This is a genomic window from Paenibacillus sp. FSL W7-1279 (assembly GCF_037969845.1).
Lineage (GTDB): Bacteria > Bacillota > Bacilli > Paenibacillales > Paenibacillaceae > Paenibacillus_AQ.
Genome location: NZ_CP150215.1, coordinates 5219251 through 5238733, shown reverse-complemented (window position 1 = coordinate 5238733; position 19483 = coordinate 5219251). Strand labels below are relative to the sequence as shown.

22 protein-coding genes are annotated in these 19483 nt (G+C 46.3%); 21 read left to right on the top strand and 1 reads right to left on the bottom strand.

Annotated features, from left to right (window positions below):
- The first annotated feature begins 10 nt into the window (after positions 1-10).
- The 6 genes from MKY82_RS23680 to MKY82_RS23655 all read left to right on the top strand — a co-directional run bounded on the left by MKY82_RS23680 (position 11) and on the right by MKY82_RS23655 (position 5011).
- On the top strand, positions 11-892 hold the full coding sequence (locus MKY82_RS23680) for a carbohydrate ABC transporter permease (protein ID WP_194543786.1): 882 nt from the start codon (positions 11-13) through the stop codon (positions 890-892).
- A gap of 152 nt (positions 893-1044) precedes the next feature.
- Positions 1045-1521: a DinB family protein gene (locus tag MKY82_RS23675; RefSeq protein ID WP_339294504.1), complete on the top strand. Its 477-nt coding sequence runs from the start codon at positions 1045-1047 to the stop codon at positions 1519-1521.
- 317 nt (positions 1522-1838) lie between these two features.
- Positions 1839-2606 carry a class I SAM-dependent methyltransferase gene (locus tag MKY82_RS23670; protein ID WP_339294503.1) on the top strand — a complete coding sequence of 256 codons (768 nt, stop codon included), beginning with the start codon at positions 1839-1841 and terminating at the stop codon, positions 2604-2606.
- A gap of 129 nt (positions 2607-2735) precedes the next feature.
- Positions 2736-3407, top strand: coding sequence for an HAD family hydrolase (locus MKY82_RS23665; RefSeq protein ID WP_339294502.1), 672 nt, complete (start codon positions 2736-2738; stop codon positions 3405-3407).
- Between the two features lie 296 nt (positions 3408-3703).
- Entirely contained in the window at positions 3704-4126 is a 423-nt protein-coding gene (locus MKY82_RS23660) for a VOC family protein (RefSeq protein WP_339294501.1), read from the top strand.
- A gap of 48 nt (positions 4127-4174) precedes the next feature.
- Positions 4175-5011: a PIG-L deacetylase family protein gene (locus tag MKY82_RS23655; protein WP_339294500.1), complete on the top strand. Its 837-nt coding sequence runs from the start codon at positions 4175-4177 to the stop codon at positions 5009-5011.
- An 83-nt stretch (positions 5012-5094) separates the two neighbouring features.
- Here MKY82_RS23655 and MKY82_RS23650 read toward each other — a convergent pair whose 3' ends face one another.
- Positions 5095-5901, bottom strand: a complete 807-nt coding sequence (locus MKY82_RS23650) for a lipase family protein (protein ID WP_194543780.1) — start codon at positions 5899-5901, stop codon at positions 5095-5097.
- A gap of 243 nt (positions 5902-6144) precedes the next feature.
- Here MKY82_RS23650 and MKY82_RS23645 point away from each other — a divergent pair, with 243 nt between their 5' ends.
- From MKY82_RS23645 to MKY82_RS23575, 15 genes are all read left to right on the top strand, one after another.
- The gene (locus MKY82_RS23645) at positions 6145-7695 is read left to right on the top strand and encodes a tetratricopeptide repeat protein (RefSeq protein WP_220684419.1); all 1551 of its coding nucleotides are present in this window, start codon (positions 6145-6147) and stop codon (positions 7693-7695) included.
- A 244-nt stretch (positions 7696-7939) separates the two neighbouring features.
- Positions 7940-8716 (top strand): glutamate racemase, encoded by a 777-nt coding sequence (murI, locus tag MKY82_RS23640; RefSeq protein ID WP_339294499.1) that lies wholly within the window; start codon positions 7940-7942, stop codon positions 8714-8716.
- 70 nt (positions 8717-8786) lie between these two features.
- The gene (locus MKY82_RS23635) at positions 8787-9449 is read left to right on the top strand and encodes a 3'-5' exonuclease (protein WP_339294498.1); all 663 of its coding nucleotides are present in this window, start codon (positions 8787-8789) and stop codon (positions 9447-9449) included.
- A 171-nt stretch (positions 9450-9620) separates the two neighbouring features.
- Positions 9621-10421: a class I SAM-dependent methyltransferase gene (locus tag MKY82_RS23630; RefSeq protein WP_339294497.1), complete on the top strand. Its 801-nt coding sequence runs from the start codon at positions 9621-9623 to the stop codon at positions 10419-10421.
- Between the two features lie 76 nt (positions 10422-10497).
- Complete coding sequence (locus MKY82_RS23625; protein ID WP_339294496.1) at positions 10498-11388, top strand: serine hydrolase domain-containing protein; 891 nt, start codon at positions 10498-10500, stop codon at positions 11386-11388.
- 114 nt (positions 11389-11502) lie between these two features.
- On the top strand, positions 11503-12615 hold the full coding sequence (locus MKY82_RS23620; protein WP_339294495.1) for a Gfo/Idh/MocA family oxidoreductase: 1113 nt from the start codon (positions 11503-11505) through the stop codon (positions 12613-12615).
- Between the two features lie 105 nt (positions 12616-12720).
- Entirely contained in the window at positions 12721-13179 is a 459-nt protein-coding gene (locus MKY82_RS23615; protein ID WP_339218662.1) for a DUF4830 domain-containing protein, read from the top strand.
- A gap of 181 nt (positions 13180-13360) precedes the next feature.
- Positions 13361-13513, top strand: coding sequence for a hypothetical protein (locus MKY82_RS23610; RefSeq protein ID WP_194543774.1), 153 nt, complete (start codon positions 13361-13363; stop codon positions 13511-13513).
- Between the two features lie 97 nt (positions 13514-13610).
- Entirely contained in the window at positions 13611-14186 is a 576-nt protein-coding gene (locus MKY82_RS23605; protein WP_220684425.1) for a hypothetical protein, read from the top strand.
- Between the two features lie 71 nt (positions 14187-14257).
- A complete protein-coding gene (locus MKY82_RS23600) occupies positions 14258-14776 on the top strand; it encodes an 8-oxo-dGTP diphosphatase (RefSeq protein ID WP_220684426.1) in 519 nt (172 codons plus the stop codon).
- On the top strand, positions 14773-15318 hold the full coding sequence (locus MKY82_RS23595) for an 8-oxo-dGTP diphosphatase (protein ID WP_220684427.1): 546 nt from the start codon (positions 14773-14775) through the stop codon (positions 15316-15318). Before MKY82_RS23600 ends, MKY82_RS23595 begins: the two co-directional genes overlap by 4 nt.
- 218 nt (positions 15319-15536) lie before the next feature.
- Positions 15537-16205 (top strand): response regulator transcription factor, encoded by a 669-nt coding sequence (locus tag MKY82_RS23590; protein WP_220684428.1) that lies wholly within the window; start codon positions 15537-15539, stop codon positions 16203-16205.
- Between the two features lie 5 nt (positions 16206-16210).
- On the top strand, positions 16211-17299 hold the full coding sequence (locus MKY82_RS23585) for a HAMP domain-containing sensor histidine kinase (protein ID WP_339294494.1): 1089 nt from the start codon (positions 16211-16213) through the stop codon (positions 17297-17299).
- An 86-nt stretch (positions 17300-17385) separates the two neighbouring features.
- The gene (locus tag MKY82_RS23580) at positions 17386-18771 is read left to right on the top strand and encodes an FtsX-like permease family protein (protein ID WP_339294493.1); all 1386 of its coding nucleotides are present in this window, start codon (positions 17386-17388) and stop codon (positions 18769-18771) included.
- A gap of 14 nt (positions 18772-18785) precedes the next feature.
- A complete protein-coding gene (locus MKY82_RS23575; protein ID WP_339294492.1) occupies positions 18786-19454 on the top strand; it encodes an ATP-binding cassette domain-containing protein in 669 nt (222 codons plus the stop codon).
- The last annotated feature ends 29 nt before the right edge of the window (positions 19455-19483 follow it).

The window sequence follows — 19483 nt, the reverse complement described above, 5'->3', positions numbered from 1 at the left end:
GGTGTCCCGTATGCATAAACCGTCACTCAGCCGCAAATTTTTTCTTGGCTTCAACTACGCTTTTCTGATCGGTCTGGGGCTGCTCTGCTTTCTTCCCATCGTTCATATTCTGGCGGTTTCCCTCAGCTCCAAAGGCGCGGCGACGGCGGGGATCGTGAAGCTGTGGCCCGTTGATTTTACGCTTAGCTCCTATCAGTACGTGCTGAACAAACCGCAATTTATGGTAGCGATGTGGGTCACCGTGCAGCGTGTCGTTCTCGGGACCGGGATCAGTATGCTGCTAACCCTGCTCATCGCTTATCCCTTGTCGAAGGAACCACGGGATTTTAAATTTCGCACGCAATATGCCTGGTTCTTCGTGTTCACCACCCTGTTCTCCGGAGGGTTGATACCGAGGTATATGACAATCAGGGATACAGGTCTGATCGACACGATATGGGCATTGGTCGTCCCGGGTGCTGTAGCAGTGTTCAACGTGATTTTGCTGCTCAATTTTTTTCGCGGCCTGCCCAAGGAACTGGAGGAATCCTGCTTCATTGACGGCGGGAGCTACATCACCAGCCTGTGGAAAATATACGCGCCGTTGTCGCTGCCGGCCATGGCTACCGTTACGCTGTTTACGATCGTCGGCCAATGGAACGAATGGTTTGACGGACTGTTACTGATGAATTCTCCGGAAAAATACCCGTTGTCGAGTTATCTTCAGACCGTTATCGTACAGACCAACCTGACGTCGATCAATGCAGACGATGCCGCGGCCCTTTCCGAAGTATCCAATCGAACGTTTAAAGCCGCTCAAATATTTATCGGCTCACTGCCGATTCTGCTGCTGTATCCCTTTCTCCAGCGTTTTTTCGTCAAAGGCATCGTGCTTGGCAGCGTTAAAGAGTAATCTCGAATATGCGTTATGTTCGTTTGATCTCCGTGCCTGCTTTTTCGTTATATATGGTATAATTTTCTATCGAGGTGCTAGGGGATAGGTGCTATGGCCAGCATCGTAAACTCAGACTTTCCGATAAAGCGATCAAGAGAGGAGAGAGCAGAATGAACGAAGCGTATCTTCAATTGTACGATTATCACATTTGGGCGAACGAAAGACTATGGAACCATCTGCAATCCTTGCCGGAAGGCGTGTTTCTCCAGGAAGTGAATCTGGGCTTCAAATCCATCGCCGAAGTTTTCGGTCACCTTGCAGCTGCGGAGGAAGTTTGGTTTGCCCGGATCAAGGAGGAAAGCCCCCCGTCGCTTGCCGCGAGACCGTTCGCGAATTTGGAAGCAGCTTATCAATACATGAGCCGGCTCCAAACCGAGCACCATGAATATTTAGCGTCGGTTGGCGATATGGGGAAGGTTGTGACTTACCACAACACAGCGGGTGAGGCATTTCAGAATTCGATTTCGGAGATTCTCCAGCAGGTCGTAAATCATGGAACCTATCATAGAGGCAATATCACGACAATGCTTCGGCATTTGGGACACAAAGGGTTAATAACGGATTACATTGCCTTTTTAAGAGCGTAGCTTAAATGCACCACACATAGGTGACTTCCTGCTGTCATGATATCTCATGAGCCGGGAAGTCTTTTTTCTGTTTTTTACCAAATAGAAATTAGGATGTAAAATAGAATATATGCCTTGGGAATCGTTTTAAGTAGAGAATATTTATAAATATAATGGGTATAGTTCTTCCTGCGACTCTCTTATATGATGTAGGCGATATGGATACTAAAGATTGGGATTATCAAAGAATCCTCTATCGACCGGATGAGAAAAGAGAAGTCTAATTGCGTAGAAGGCAATAACGGGAAAAATACATATAGAATGGGGAGTTTTATTCTATGTATAGTTTGTACGGAGAGCTGTGTACGGAAGTGTATGATTTGAGTAAACCATTAGGTTTCTCGTTTGGTGACGTGGAGTATTATTTAGAACGTCTGAAGGACGTACAAGGAAAGGTGCTGGAAGTCGGCTGTGGATCAGGCAGGGTGTTAATTCCGCTGCTTCAAGCGGGGATCGATATGGAAGGCATGGATAATTCAACGGCTATGCTGGATTCTTGTAGAAGACGAGTCGAGAAATTAGGCCTAACAACTAAACTGTATGAGGATGAAATGCATAACTTTTCGTTGACGGATTCGTATGAGGCCATTATCATTCCCGCCGGATCTTTCCAATTAATAGAGGGTCGGGAGCAGGCTGTCTCGGCACTGCGTCATTTTTATTCTCATTTGAGACCGGGCGGCAGATTAATTGTGGATTTGTTTATTCCTACTAATTTTGACGCGAATCACACCTCGACTAGGAGCTGGGAAACCTCCGATAACGCAGTCATCGTTCTGGAGGATAGACGTACGGAATGCAATCTGCTTGACCAGCGCATCGTCTCGATTCTGAAGTATGAAAAGTGGAAGGAAGGCGTTCTGGTTCAGACCGAGCTGCAGCGGTTTCCTCTTAGCTGGTATGGATACCACGAATTTGAACTCATGCTAGAGAAGCAGGGATATGAAGAAATCACGAAGTCGGCTGACTATACATGGTTGAATAAACCTGTTAAAGCGGATCAGATGATTACATTCGAGGCGAGGAAAGCTCCGATAGGGCGCTAGTAGAACTAGTGCCCTCGGGTGTTTATCCATACGTGGCGGGGAAAGCCTGTGCAGGGATTAATTAGATTCAGTGAGGTGTTAGTACAGTCATATGAAGTGATGGAATTAGAACGTGAGGGAGGAATAACAGTGATAACCAAAGCGATTTTCCTCGACTTTTATGGGACTGTGGTTCATGAAGATGATGAGATCATTCCGTTAATATGCCAAAAAATCAAGGCGACTTCCTCTGAGGACTGTACCATTCAGGAAATAGGACAATACTGGTGGAAGTCCTTTTCAAACATGTTTCATGAAAGCTATGGGAAAAGCTTCGATAATCAAAGAAATCTGGGAAGAACATCTTTACGCGCGACGATAGACTACTTCAAATCGGATTGCATTGCAGAGGAGATCATTCAGGAGCAATTTGAGCATTGGCAAAAGCCAGGTATTTATGAAGATGCGCTCTCTTTTCTGAAGTCGTGTGAATTGCCCATATATATTATTTCTAATATTGATACATCGGATGTGATGGCAGCGATAAGTTTTCATGATTTAAAGGTCACTGGCGTGATCACTAGCGAAGATGTTAGGTCATATAAGCCTAGATCGGAAATATTTGCAGAAGCACTTAGAAGGTATGAGTTAAAGAATGCGGAGGTCCTGCATGTCGGGGATTCATTAACAAGTGATGTTGAGGGGGCTCAAGCATTGGGAATCCGAGCCGTTTGGATCAATCGCTTGAACAAAATAAGGCCAGATCATATACAGCCCGATTACATCATAAAGAAGCTGACGGAATTAGAAGGGATCATCTAGCGCGAAATATTTAAGAACGATAATGAATAGGAACGCTTGTGCGTAACCACAATGGAAGGTAGAGTAGAACATATCGTATGAATAAGAAAAATCATTCAGTCCGCCAACTCCGCTGAACAGCTGAAACCTAATGGAACCAGTTAATTTACACTTGGTGTCTTTTCGTTTTATGTTTTTTTCATGTCAACGATATGGAAAAGCAGTAGAATGGTATACAAGGTTCCTGGGCGTACCAATCATACAAGAAGATTTATAAGAAACTGAATTGAAATATCACATGGGGTGGGGGAGAAGACATGATACAATCCATTGTCCATATTGCATTAGTCGTGAAGGACTATGATGAGGCCATCGCATTTTATACCGAGAAGCTGAATTTCACCTTGATTGAAGATACATACCAGCCTGAACAAGATAAACGTTGGGTGGTCGTAGCACCTCCCGGCTCGGTCGGCACGACGATATTGCTTGCCAAGGCGTCCAAGCCGGAGCAAGAGCCATTTATAGGCAACCAGTCGGGAGGCAGAGTGTTCCTGTTCTTGAATACGGATGATTTCTGGAGAGATTATCGTGAAATGGTATCGCGGGGGATTGAGTTTGTAAGAGAGCCCAAAGAAGCGGATTACGGCATGGTGGCGGTATTTAAGGATTTATACGGCAATCTGTGGGATTTGCTGGAGTTGAAGGAAGATCATCCATTGATGAAACGGATGAAGTAAACGGTATATCGATCGTATATCCAAGAGCCTACAAGGAGAAAGCAACAGATGTCTAAAATTCTCAATGTGATTGTCATTGCAGCGCACCCGGATGAACCCGAAATCTATGCAGGTGCGATCTCGGCATCTTACGCAGAGATGGGTCATCGGGTGAAGTTCGTAACGCTAACCGATGGATGCTGCGGTCATCATGAAATGAGCGGGCAGCAGCTGGTCGAACGTCGGATTCAGGAAGCTCATGAGGCTGCAAAGCGTCTTGGGGTGCTGGAATACGTCGTTCTGCCCATTCCCGATGGCGAATTGATGCCAACGCTCGAAGTACGCAAGGAAGTGATCCGTCAAATTCGCGGCTGGGAGGCGGAAATCGTCATTACGTTCCATCCGGACGGTCCCGGTCATGTGGATAACCGCAATGTCGGGAAGGTCGTGCGGGATGCGGCAGATTTTGTTGCGAACGTACCGAATGCCGTCCCTGAAGTGCCGTCATTGAAGAAATCCCCGATATTCCTGCTGATGCCGGATTATGCGGCACGGGCGACGTACCAACCGGATATTGTTATCGATGCTGGGGGCGTGATCGAGAAGAAATTGCTGGCCTGCGATGCCCATGCTTCCCAATTCTATGAGTTTGCGCCTTGGCAGGGCGGTTTCTTGGATGCCGTACCGGATACCTGGGAAGAGAAGCGGGAATTTATTCTAAAGCATTGGGATCGGTTTATTAGCGTCTCGGACGAAATGCTGCCTTCGCTTGCGAAGCAATATGGCCAAGACCTTGCAGCCAGCTTACAATATGCAGAGCCTTTCGAAATCGCGGATTATGGCAGAAGACCGAATGAAGCTGAAATGGAGATTTTGTTCCCGATGTTAACGGGTACTCATGTGTAATCAATTTTTGGTTAGATCAGAAATAAAAGAGCGGATTCCCTTCTCAGGGAAATCCGCTTTCTTTTATGATCCGAAAAATAAGCTTATACCTTCTCTAAGGGGGATTCACCAACTGGACAGAATTCGGGATTCGTTGTACTTAAGCGTTCGGCAAATTCCGGCTGAAGCTTGGCAAGCTCCGCATAATAACTTCCGATTACATGATTGCCGCTCACCGATCCATTCTGGAAGGTCAACGGCCATTGGGTATGGACATGGCTGTAATAGTACTTCTTCTCCCGTTTAGGCATCTTGTAGATGTGAGGCGGGGCATGCGTTACGACGTCGAACAGGTTGGCGATGCGGCAGCTGTTTCGAACATACTTGGCGAAGGCCTTGGTAAAATCGAGATCTCCCACACGAGGGGACCCGTAGGTAAAAACATAAGGGGATGGGTGGTCCGTGTTGGCGGCCGCATCGACTGCACATAAGGTTGCGAGCGCTCCTCCAAGGCTGTGGCCGGTAATGAACAGTGTTTTGTGTGCAGGAAGTCGGTTAAGTGCCGACATGACCTGGCCCCGAGCAGAGGCGTAGATGTTCGTGAAACCGCGGTGTGTGAGAGAAGAGTCCTTAATATATTTGAAGTTTTTTTGGGAGGCGATGGCATCAGAGATCCAGTTTGTTGTTGAACTGGTGCCCCGAAAGGCGATAATGATTTCATCCGGTGATTCCAGAATAAACCCAAAGCGCTCGGACACGCTGATTAAGGAGTTGGCCTCAATGGTGTCATAGAGCGAATAATTTAGCGGAAGGACAAATGAGCCGTCCGTGTTGCTGAATTGTGTATAGGTCTGTCCGCAGATCGCTGCCAAGAAAATGGCCCATTGTTCTCGTTCCATGCTCGTACCCATGCACATCCCGCCCTTCTGTTCTCCTACACTATATTAGGGTGTGGAAGGAAAGGTGCCTATACGCCTAAGAATGGCGAATTCGCCATCTTGCCCAGGCGCATACACGGGATTTTATCATGAGAAGGTTTGGGTAGAATTAAGAAATATGGTACGATTCAATAGACGTTCTTGGTCGATCGGTGCATAAGCATGCACATCATCAGATTGTACTTTAATGATACATAGAGAGCAGGGTTATCTAGAATGACGGACAATATTCAACAACGCTTCCGTTACAGTGAGGCACCCATCTGGGAACTACAGCGGAATTATTACGAAGAACTGGGGATGAAAGCCTGGAATAATGATCAGGTTCCGCAGTATATTACAAGCAATCCCATGATTGCTACGGCTTACGCCGAAATTATATTCGGATTCCTTCGGGACCGTGCCGATCAAGGCGAGCTAACCGAAACGGTGACGATTCTGGAACTGGGAGCCGGAGCCGGGCGCCTCGGTTATCACGTGCTGCACAAGCTGTGCGAGCTGAGAGATTTTGCGGGTATAGCGCTGCCCCCTTTCCGCTATGTTATGACCGATTTGCCGATTAAAAATGTTACGGCATGGCGTCACCACCCCGCCATGCAATCCTATATTGAACAGGGGCTCCTGGACTTCGCGAGGTTCGATGCCGTGCATGACACGGAAGTGAACCTGGTGGTATCGAAGACAACGATACGTCCTGGAGATTTGAAGCAGCCGCTGCTGGTTGTCGCGAACTATTTCTTTGACGGTATTCCGCAAGAACTGATCTATGTGGGGGAAGGAAAGATTTACGAGAGCGATGTTGTCATCGAGTTTCCGGAGCAGCACGACAAGCTCAAGCCGGCTGAAGCACTGGAACGAATGAAACTGGCCTATGAGCACCGCCGTGCGCCCAGATACGAGGAGGACAACTATCCGTACCGTGATGTCATTGCCTACTACCAGCAAGAGCTGGAGGATTCGCATATCCTGTTTCCGGAGGTAGGACTGACCTGCATGGAGCGTCTGAATCAGTTATCAACGTCGGGTTTCATGCTTCTCACGGCGGATAAAGGAGATCATCATATCGATAATTGGAAGTTCGCCGAACCGCCGCAATTAATTTACCATGGCAGCTTCTCATTAACGGCTAATTATCATGCGCTTCAGCATGTGTTTGAGCAAAGGGGCGCACATGCGATTTTCCCCACGCAGCATTATAAAAATATTAACGTCGGCTGTATCCTCATGCTGGAAGCACCGATGAGTTATGCGAATACTCGGATCGCTTACCGCCAATTTATCGAACGCTTCGGGCCTGATGAATTTTTCAGTATGAAGGAATGGATCGACCGGAATATTGAAAGCATGGGCATGCAGCAAATATTGTCTTTTTGGCGATTGGGTGGGTATGACGCCGAGTTCTTCATTCAGAGCGCGAAGCGCATCTCGAATCTGCTGCCGGATGCCAATGACGAAGAAATGCTGGATATTCGAACAGGCATCTATAAAATGTGGTCGTCGTACTATGTGATGGAGCAGCGTTATGATCTGGCATTGGACGCGGGGCTGGTGCTGTTCGAGATGGATATGTACGAGGATGCAAGGTTCTTCCTGAAGGAATCCGTGGAAACGGACGAAGACGAGCCGGTGCCAACGGTTATATATTGCTTGGCGATCTGCTGCTATGAGCTTGGTCTCGACGAAGAGGCTCTGGAATACACGCGTGAGGCGCTCGTTCTGGAACCCGATCATGAAGAGGCTTTGGCACTGTTGAAATGTTTTGAGTAATACGCGGATTACTTAATCTTCGCGAAGGAAATTGCGTATTTTTCTCGGAATTGCATAGAACGACGCACGCGACCCGGCCTCTGAGATTACAATAAGGCTGGGTCGTTCTGTATTTTGAACTAGATCCCATTTACGATTCCATTCATACAGATGGCCCTGCGAGGATTGTTGGAGTGGAGTATAATGTATAAGGACATTTACGTAATGATGCTGACAGAAAAACATACAACGATAGGTGAAAAACATGAGAATAGCTTTTTTTGATTCAGGTTTAGGCGGTTTAACCGTGTTATCGGAGGCAATGAAGGAGCTGCCGCAGGAAGATTTTTTGTTTTATGCGGACACTCTCCATGTGCCTTATGGTACCAAAGCCAAGGAAGACGTGAAATCTTACATCCATCATGCGATGGAAACGATCATGAAGGAAGAAGTCAAAGCCATCGTCGTTGCATGCAACACGGCTACAAGCATGGCGATTTCCGATCTGAGGAAGGCTTATCCGATCCCGGTTATCGGGATGGAACCGGCCGTAAAGCCGGCCGTCGAAATTAATCGTTCCAGCGGGAAGCGAATCCTGGTGCTTGCCACACCGCTGACCATAAAGGAATCGAAGTACAGGGATCTGGTTCGACGAGTCGACAGCATGCATATCGTGGACTCCCTGCCCCTTCCGGAGCTGGTAGAGCACTGTGAGGCTTTGAATTTCGATCGAAAGGTCATGAAGGATTACTTTACCAAGCAATTCGAATCCTTCGATATGAATGAGTACGGAACTATTGTCTTGGGCTGTACCCACTATCCATTTTACAAAAGCATCTTATCGGATCTGCTGCCGGATCACATTCGCATGATAGATGGCAGTAAAGGAACCGTGAACAGACTCATTCAGGTTTTAAGTGACAATGATCTGCTCAGCTCCAGTGGTAATCGGGATGTTACGCTATTCAATTCGAGACAATCCATGGAGTACACAGAGAAGATGAAGAAAGCGTTGAGTCTTTATGGAGAAATAGAGGGATAGGGTAACAGGAGTCTGTATGGCTTTGTGCGGCATATCAGATTACTTCACAATAAATTGGAGGGGATAAGGGGTGGAAATTCGCTTTTTATCCGATGTAGAATATGCCGTTTCAGGCTTGGCAGTCAACGAAATTTTGAAACAAAGGTACTGTGTATTTGATTTGGAATCAACGGGCATCCACCATGAAACGGAACATATTACGCAGGTGGGTGCCGTTATCATTGAGAACGGTATCGTTCAGAAATCCCAAACCTTCAACTCGTATGTTCAGCCCCTAAAGCCCATTCCTGAAGCCGTTGAGCGTTTTACCGGCATATCTAATACAAATGTAGAGCGTGCCCCGAGATTCAACGAGGTTTACAGCCGTTTTATCGAATTTATCAAGGATTGCGTGTTGGTGACACATGCAGGCTATGAATTTGATTTGCCTTTATTGCGGGCCGAATGCAACAGATTTGGCCTTCCCATGATGAACATACGCTGCTTGGATACCAAAGCCCTATTCTCTTACTTGCATCCAGAGATCGACTGCATCATATCAACTGATTATTTGATAAAGTACTATAAGGTAAATGATCGGGACCTAAAGCGACATGATGCGCTAGGTGACAGTATTTTGATCGGGCGAATCTTTTTAAGCATATTAGAGGAGTTTCAAGCGAGGAATTTACATGACATTCATTTCAAAGAAGAGGTTGTGGTCAAAAGGTTCCAGATAACGCCCTTGGTTTGAGGGATTATTGAGGTAAGGAGCAGCATAGTCTAAGCGTATTTATAATGTGTGGTAGAGTTCAATTACATATAAATTATCCATATCCTGTCAGGCGTAGGTTGTAGCATAATAGCCGATATAAATGTTTAATTATGAATACGCTTGCGTTTGGCAGGCAGGGGGGGGGGCAAGATGGAGGGACAAACGGATATCGTTAAAAGATCCTGGGACGAATGGTCAGACTCGTGGTACGTAGGATATCGAACCGAAGAGGTCATTTCCAACATCATAAAACTACCTGCTTCCGTGTTTCACCCTGCTACATTCTCGATGATCATGAAGGCATTCCCAGACCTTCGGGGCAAACGGATATGTGTTCCTTCAAGCGGAGATAATCATGCCGTGTTTGCTTTTCATCTCATGGGGGCTCACGTCACTTCATGTGACATTTCGGAACGGCAGCTCGAGAACAGTTCAGTTATAGCACAGAGGTATGGATGGGATATTGAGTTCATCTGTGACGATACCATGAAGCTGAGCAGCATCAAGAGCAATGACTATGATTTTGTCTACACATCGAATGGGGTCCATGTATGGATTCATGATTTGAATTCGATGTATACCCAGATCCATCGAGTTCTTAAACCTAATGGGGCTTACATCATGTATGATATTCATCCATTTATGCGCCCATTCGGAACCAGCTCTACAGATAAGATCCAAGTTGTGAATCCATATGACTCCACGGGGCCTTTTGGAGAAATACCAACGTATAAGTGGCGTATTCAAGATATGTTGAACGCCATGATGTCATCCGGTTTTACCGTTAAACATATGGAAGAAACGTTCGCAGTAGACGGTAGGTTCTGGGTGGATGAATCCAAAGGCGAGGCTAGCCGTTTGTCTGATCAAGATCTGGAAGATTTCCGTAACTGGCAATTGAACCCGCTTGCAGCGCTTCCTCAATGGTTATCGATCTATGCAACGAAATAATATAACAGAATAACAGACAACATATGACCCGACCTACGTTCTAAAGGCCGGGTTATGATGTTAGAAGGGGACTTTAATGAGCAATCCTTTCGAGAAACTAATATCATATACACAAACTTCTCAGGAGAAGTATGGTGCTTCTGCCTCCGCTTTGTTCATCATTCAAGATGGTCAAGTCGTAACGGAATGGTATTCTGGTCAGCATCATTTTAAGCGTGGTGCATTGCCGGTAACCAGGGATTCGATGTTTAATCTATATTCAATCAGAAAGTCATACGTTGGCATGGCAACAGCCATAGCGGTTACAGAAGGGAACATCTCCATCGATACGGTTGTATCTGATATCGTTAAGGATATGGCAATTAGCGATTTAAAGGGCGTGACGATCCGAGAATTAGCTACCAAAACCAATGCGAAGTACTTTGGTCCCCAGCGAATCGAACGCGAAGAAGTCGCAGGAAAACTAATAAAAGCGATCACAGGCAAGACAATCGCTCAAATAATAAGAGACCGGGTATTTAAACCACTGGATTTGAACCATTCGGAGTGGGTGTCTGTGCCGGAAGCTCGATTGGTATGTGATTTTCAAGCTGCGGATGGGTATGCATCCATTCGAATAGAATCCGATGAAGGCTGCGACCGGAATTTGTATGCCAGCGCTAAGGACTTGGCGATGTGGGGATATCTCCATCTACATCAGGGAACCGTTCATAACCGACAACTCCTATCCAGTGAAGTATTTCGCTTAATTAACCAATTAAGAGCTGAAACTCAAGATCAACACCGGGTTTTTGGATGGTATTATCAAGAAAAATGGTTTTATGCTTCCGGAGCCGCCGGCTGTCATTGCGCAGTTATCCCTGAGTTCAATGCGGTAGGGGTTCGGATGTTGAACAAATATACGGAGAATTATAGTGAAGATCAGACCATGTTTAATGAAACATTATACGAGTGTTTGGGGTTATAAAAGGTAGAGCTGATAGTGAATGAAACTACAAACCGGTCATATCTCAATGACAGAAACTAGCGAAGTTGCACTTGCTGCTCCCGATCGTCCAAATCATAGATGCAGGTGATGTCCATGAAAAAGATTAAGCTTGGCATGATCGGCAGCGGTCATGTCAGCAATCGTTATTTTGAACAGGCGGCAATCCTTGAAGGCGTGCAGATTGTAGCAACATACTCCAGACATTTGGAGAATGCGGAGAAGAAGGCATCGGCATATGGAATTCCCGGATGGTATGACGATTATCGACTCATGCTGGACCGAGAAGATTTGGATGGTGTAGTGGTTACGACTCCTCATTCCATGCATGCTGAGCCCGTGTTGGCTGCGTTGGAGCGGGGATTGCCTGTTCTGAACGAGAAACCGATGGCGACCACATTCGAAGATTGTAAACGTATGGTTACTCTGGCGGAGGAGAAGGGGCTCATTTTCATGAGCCTGCCTTTCGATTTGAATCCCGTCTTTCTAGCTGCTGCCGATTTCATTGACGAGCGATACATTGGAAAAATCACAGGCGCGGAAGCACAACTCTCCCTTCCCGGCCCATGGCGCAATAACTGGTATTATGATAAATCTGTAGCGCATGGGGGTGCGGTACTGGATTGTCTGGTTTATCCTGTTAGCCGTATTATCGGTTTGTTAGGTCCCGCTACAAGTGTGATGGCCGAAGTCAACACGCTGATTCCTAATCGCATCGTTGGCGGTGGTAAGAAAGTGAATAGCGATGTGGATGATAATGCGACTCTCATCCTTCAATTTGCAGGTGGGCAACATGCCGTTGTTCGCTCGTTATGGGGGATGTCCTTCAAGCAGAACAATACGTTAATCTACGGACGAAAAGGCACAGTAGCTCTGAATGACGGTGGATTTCCTTTGGTTATTCACACATTGGGAGATGCCATTACAGATGCGGAGCCAGTCCATTGGCGGGGAAATGACAACTGTTATGTGCCGTTTCGTCGAATTACGGAACAACGTGATGAGACTGTTATTGCCCATTTTGTTCGCTGCCTTCGCACAGGTGAACAGCCCGTCCAGTCTGCGCAACAGCAGCTGCATGTGCATGAGATTCTGTTCGGCGCCTATCAATCTGCGGAAACCGGTGGGCGGTACGCATTGACGACAACCTTTACGCCAGCGGTAAAATTGGACCCACACATATGGGATACTCGTAGTCGTTTTATTTAGGAGGAATTAAGAAAAGGATGAAAAATGGGTGTTTGTCCGGCCCAAGCATGATAAAGGGTTCTCATTCGGTTACTTATAATCCTGGTGTAGGAGAGGACTGGGGAATTGAAATTAAAATTATTTTTCATTCTTATGTTAGCTATCCTTGTTGGTTGTAATAAAGAGAATGATGAGATCGTCATAGAAATCCATAAAGAACAGCATGTTAACTACTTGGAGAATTACGGATGGAGCATTGATAGATTTGCGTCCGAAACAAAATACGCTGCCCATACGTTACAATCCTTTAAGTCGCATGTTGAAGATATTAAAGAATGGGGTCATGTGGATTTGACCCGATTTTTGGATCAAGAAGTTACAGAAACAGGGTACTTCCTGCAAGAGAAAACAGCGACGTACAATCAGATTGTAAGATTTATACTGGAGTCAGGCAATGAAATTATTGGAGGGTATTTGGTATTTAATTATGAGGCAGAACAAGCTGATGGAACATTGCACATCGATCATAATGTTATGAATCCTATTCTTCATCGCAAGGAGTTAGGTAGTAGTCCGTCTTCGTAAATGTTGAGATGTATTGCAGGATCTATGCGCAGGTGCATTTAACCTGGAAACATGAGGAGTCGGCGGAATGGCCGAAGACTTTGATGTTTAGTGGTTTTGATGAGTGGGTTCGCGATTCAATGCTGCCTGATAACTAATATTATTGGAGATCAATCTAAGAACGAAAGGATGCATTCTAAATATGATCGGTTTGATTATTATCGTTATGATAGTTGGCTTGGCCGGGATCATCAGCAATCAGTATTCTGCTCTGAGAAGAATGGAACGCATGCAGCGTTCACTGGATGAACTTAACACAAGAATGCAAGAGATGAACCATCATCCTAAACCGTGAAATTGTTTATTAGTGGAGCGAGGTTAGTCTTCCTTAACGAGCAGACAAGGAATTTGGGAGCGTATTCGCCTTAATACAATTAATGTGGGAGTATGATATGAACCCTTTTAGACATTCAAATAAAGAAATCAGAACGAAGTTTGAGATCGATTTGCTGCACCAGGCACAAGCCAAAGAACCTACGAAACCACCACATCCTTGGATTCATGAGGTTATCATTCCAGCTGCGGGGTGTATTGCGTGCGGGTGGGATGCCGATGAGAACCTTGTTCTGATCAGCAGCAATGGATACAGTATTACACAAGCTAAGTCAGGAACCTTGATTCACAGAGAGCGGGATTCTGATGTAACCGAAGATCATATTAGCGAGAATTACTTGAGTTTTCATATTCCTAAGAGCGGACAGGACATTTCTATTTTTGGGTTTGAGTCTGGCGATGGGATTCACATCACGCACGATGGTTGGATGCTTGAAGTCATTCACCCTTGGTGGCCAAGGGCTTCCGTTATATTGGATCAGATATTTGTCCCTAACTATGAATATCTTAAACAAGCCGCGGTGATCGATTTGAACCGGCTGGATGGAAGAATAAAGTGCGGGTTTTCGCCGTCTGGTCGACATTTCGTCATTCTGGGGTCTGGTGGAGCAATCTTGTATTCGAGGGAGCAGTAGATATCTACCTACATAAGTGAGTTCGTTATATTTAAGCAAGCTGACATGTGCCAGGACGGAGGAGAGATAGAATGTCTAGGCCCCAAATAACCTATGGCATGTATACTATGTGCCTGATCCAAAAAGATGATAAAGTGTTATTAATCAATCGCCCAGACAAGCTGGGTTTTCCCGGATATCTTGGTCCTGGGGGGAAAGTGGAGTTTCCTGAGAGCATTTCAGAAGGTGCTGTGCGTGAGGTTTTTGAGGAGACAGGACTGATCGTAAAAAATCTGGTGTACAAAGGATTAGATGAGTATGTGGTTCCTCAGACAAACTATCGTTACATGGTGTTTAATTATTTGGCGGACTCTTTTGAAGGCAAGCTGTTAGCGGATCCGCCGGAAGGTGAGCTCGTGTGGGTACCGATTGATGAAGCAATGGATCTACCAATGCAGCCCTGGTTTAAACGAAGATTTCCCCTATTCTTTGAAGAAGGGACTTTTGAAATCTCTATTGTCTGGGATGAGGATGGACAGAAGCCGATTGAAGAGAAAATTAGAAGCTTAAGACAAGGGCAACGATCCAGAGGAGGGACCATTATCAGATGATCAAATACAATATTTGTTTTGTTCGGCGCGGTAATGAGGTTTTATTGTTGAATCGTAACTCCCCGCCCTGGATGGGGTGCTGGAATGGCGTGGGGGGCAAGCTGGAGGCGAACGAAAACCCGCGAGACTCGATGGTACGTGAGCTGGAGGAAGAGACACATATACAAGATTACAGTCTAACCTTTAAAGGCGTAGTGACCTGGTCCATCAACGGCTCGATTACGGGTGGTATGTATTTATACCTAGCAGAGGTGCCTGAGGATTACAGTTATCCTACACCGATCGCGACAGCTGAAGGAATATTGGATTGGAAACCAGTGAGCTGGATAACCGACGATGCAAATGCTGGAATTGCAGCTAATATACCGGGTTCGCTCGAACTCATCCTACATGATTCGAATTGCTATGATCATCGATGTACATATGAGGATGGTAAACTGGTCGAACAAACGCCGCTTCCGATCAGTTCCTCGATTGAAACGGATGAAGCGATGAGGGGGGCGTGGTTAAATCAGTATCGGGGAGAGGAAATTGCAATTTAATCACGTTAGAAAAAATACTCTGTTTCATTTTTGGTTCTGACCCTGTTGATTACGGTACTTATTCCTATTATTTTCGAATAATACCAAGCCATCTCATAGACCCTGGAGCGCCGATGCTCCAGGGTCTTTTTTTATGACAGCAGTAAGTTTATCTTAAGGTCCTCTTAACGTAGATTTAACATTGGCAACCGTATAATGGTGGGGAGGTGGTAGAAGAGATGCGTCTGTTAATAATCGAAGATGATCGGGAATTATCCTATGTCATGAAAGCCGGGCTTGAAAAAAGCGGGTTTCATGTTGATGTTGCCAACCAAGGGCTTGAAGGTGAAGATAAAGGGTTTGCCAACCGGTATGATGCTATTTTGCTTGATTTGAATTTGCCTGACAAAGACGGGATGGAGATCCTTTCCTTTCTACGTGAACAGCATATCGACACGCCAATCGTTATAGTTACGGCACGGGATGAAGTCGTTCAGAGGGCACTGGGATTAAACACGGGGGCCGATGATTATATCATCAAGCCTTTTGATTTTGTCGAGCTTGAAGCCCGGATTCAAGCCGTCATCCGCCGCTATTATGGGCGAACGAAGAATGAGATTGATATCGGCCGCATTCGAATCTGTCCCCGTACACGGAAGGCTTACATAGATGGAATGGAGATCTCATTGTCCGCCAAGGAATTTGATATATTGGAGTATTTGGCTAGCCGAAGCCCGGATATCGTATCCAGCGAGGATATTGCGGAGCATGTGTACGATGAGTTTTTTGACCCGTTCTCGTCAGTGCTAAGGGTGCATATTGCGAATTTGCGCAAGAAATTAACGCTGCAAGGTGGACAGGGGCTGCTGGTCACTATAAAAGGGAACGGGTATCAGTTATGCGGATAACCTCGATGAAAGTCAGCCGAGTTCTTCTGTATTATTCCCTTACGGTGACGGCTTGCCTGATTCTTGCATTCATTTTATTCATTAGCTCCATTACGGTCCCCGAGTCCAATCTGCCCACATATTTATTTATGATGAACATGAACAAAGTGACAATGCTCATACAAAACGGGGATTTTGGCGGCATGTCCTTCCTCGATCTGAAGCCGTCCATCATCAACAAGAGAAACCTGGAGGATTATTATGTGGGAGCGCTGCTTCAGCATATTCCTATCTTGATTCTATGTCTTGTAGGCATACTCGTAACAGGGACCTGGGTATTGTCCAAAATTCTGAAGGTCCAGCATGAGAAACAGGCCCTCCTATTAGCCAAGCAACTAAGCAGCATGGACGAGGAACATATCATCATGGAGCAGCATCCTGCCATTGTTAAAGCATATCAGGAGATTAAGAGTAAATTCGAAGCGTACACCCTGGATTACGTCCGGCTTAGCGCTTACGTGACGCATGAGCAGAAGAATATTCTTTCCTTGCTCCGAGCCAAATTGCAGCTTTCAGACCATGGGGAGCTGACGGAAGAGGTGGATAAGGTGACGGATAGTCTAGACGATATTTTGACATTGAGTGCCTCCAAAGAAAATACGACCATGGAATTAGTCGATACAGCACTTCTGTGCGCTAATGTATGTGACGAATATCGGAGGCTGCACCCGAACATCCATTTTGATTTTGATGACGATGCCAACAACACCATAATCGGGCGGGAGCTCTGGATAAGCCGGGCTGTCACCAATCTGGTGTCCAATGCGGTGAAGTATGGCGGGAACAGTGAAATCCATGTGTCTGTAAGCAACAGGAAGGGCAGCGTGATTATAGCGGTCTCCGATGGAGGAGAAGGCATTGACGAAGCGGAGCAGGATAAGCTGTTCGATTACCAGTATCGGGTCGGCAAACTCAAGAAAGACGGCTACGGCATCGGGCTGAGTCTGGTACGCCATGTGTGCGAGCTCTGCGACGGATTGTGCTGGGTAGAGAATAGAGGCGCTAGGGGCACTACATTCTATATGATTTTTCCGGAGGCCTTAACATTAGATTAACATGGCATTCATTAGAATGGGATTGTCCAGGGTGGCAGTGAACCGCTTCGCTGCATCTTAGGCCAATAACAAAAGGGAGGATAACCATGTACATCTTTCAACATGCCATGAAAAACATCGGCCGAAACAAAGGACGAAACCTGCTGATGGGAATCATCGTCCTGGTCATCATCGTTGCGACCGTCATTTCGCTGATTATCAACAACACGTCAGGCAGGATCATTGACGACTATAAAACGCAGTTTGGCTCCAAAGTCAGCATAGCTCCCGATCTGGAACAAATGTACAGCAAGGGAGCGGATTATGAAAAAGTCACGTCGGAGCAATATTTGGAGTTTGCCAATTCAGCATATTTGCGCCAGAGCACCTTCTCTGCCATTGTGCCGAGTGTCAGTAATACCGTCAAAGCGGTGGACCAGGATAAGGATCTAAAGGGTGGAAATATCAAGCTTCAAGGGCCGGGGGGAGCGTCCAAAGGCAATCCTACGATGAAACTTGTGGGAAACTCTAACCTGGAGACCCTTGCCGAATTCGCGGACGGACAGAGATCCATCACGGAAGGCGAAATCTATAAGGAGCTCAATGAAAGTATCGTAAGCAAGGAGTTTGCAGAGCTGAACGATATCTCGGTCGGGGATACGATTGAGGTGATCAGCGTGATGGGCGAAGGCAATCCATATACATTGACCGTTACCGGAATCTATCTGGACTCTACTGCAGAATACGGGGACATGCCCATGGAGATGAGTTTTATGAACCGCCGCAACGAAATTTTGACGAGTTTTGATACGGTGATGGGGGATGATCCAACGTCAGCAAGTGCAGTCAACATTCAGGCTACTTATTACATGAAAAGTCCGGATCTATTGCCTGATTTCGAAAAGGAGCTGCGTGACAAAGGGCTTCCTGGTTCCTATACGGTAAGCACCGATGAGGAGAGTTATGCCAAGGTTGTTGGCCCGGTCGAAGCAATGAAGGGAATCTTCTTAACATTTATGATTGTTGTGATTATTCTGGGTTCGATTATACTTGCGCTGTTGTCTTCCATCACGATCAGGGAGCGGAAATATGAGATCGGGGTTCTACGGGCGATGGGGATGAAAAAAGGCAAAGTCGCTGCAGGACTCATAAGCGAGGCACTTATGATCACGGCCGTCTGCCTTGTTGTCGGGCTGGTCATTGGAAGTGCGCTGTCGCAGCCTACGGCCAACACCATTCTGCAGAATCAGATCGAAGCAGCGGAACAGGCAAAATCCGCAAGCGGACCCGGTAAATTTCTGATGGTCGGGGGACAGAGCAATATGAGTAACGTTACAGCCCCGCCGATCAGCCAAATCGATGTCGGGTTGGGGATGGATACCCTTTTACAAATTGCACTTATAGCGCTGCTGTTAGCAGCGGTCTCCAGCATGATGAGCATCAGCCGAATTACGAAATACGAACCCATCAAAATTTTGATGGAACGGAACTAGGGGGCGCATGAAATATGAGTGTATTGGCCTTGCAAAATGTATCGTATCGCTATGAAGGTGCAAAGCAGCTTGTACTGAAAAACGTCAATGTGGCGTTTGAGAGCAGTAAAGTGTATACCATTGTAGGAAAATCCGGTTCTGGCAAATCTACCTTGCTGTCTCTCCTGTCTGGCCTGGACGTATGTGCGAACGGGGAGATTTTGTATAAAGGAGATAGTCTGAAGTCGCTCGACCGCGACTATTATCGAGCGAAGAGCATCGGCGTTATTTTTCAAAGCTTTAATCTGCTCACTACGGCGACGGCCGTCGAGAACATTGTGCTGTCCATGAATATAAGCGGCAGTAAGGAAAAGGACAAAAAGGCGTTTGCCTATTCGCTTCTGGAAAAGGTGGGGATCAACCGGGATACGGCAGATCGTCGAATATTGAAGCTGTCGGGGGGAGAGCAGCAGCGCGTTGGGATTGCACGAGCCTTGTCGCACAATCCGGATGTTCTCATTGCCGATGAGCCGACCGGGAATTTGGATCGGGATACGGAAGCCGAAGTGTTGAATATTCTAATGTCCCTTGCACATGATCATGGTAAATGCGTCATTATCGTTACCCATTCCAAAAAAGTCACATCGGTAGCAGACGAGGTGTGGGGGCTCTCGGAAGGGAAACTACTCTATATCAAATCTTAATTAAGTTTATATAGAAAGGCTGAACATAT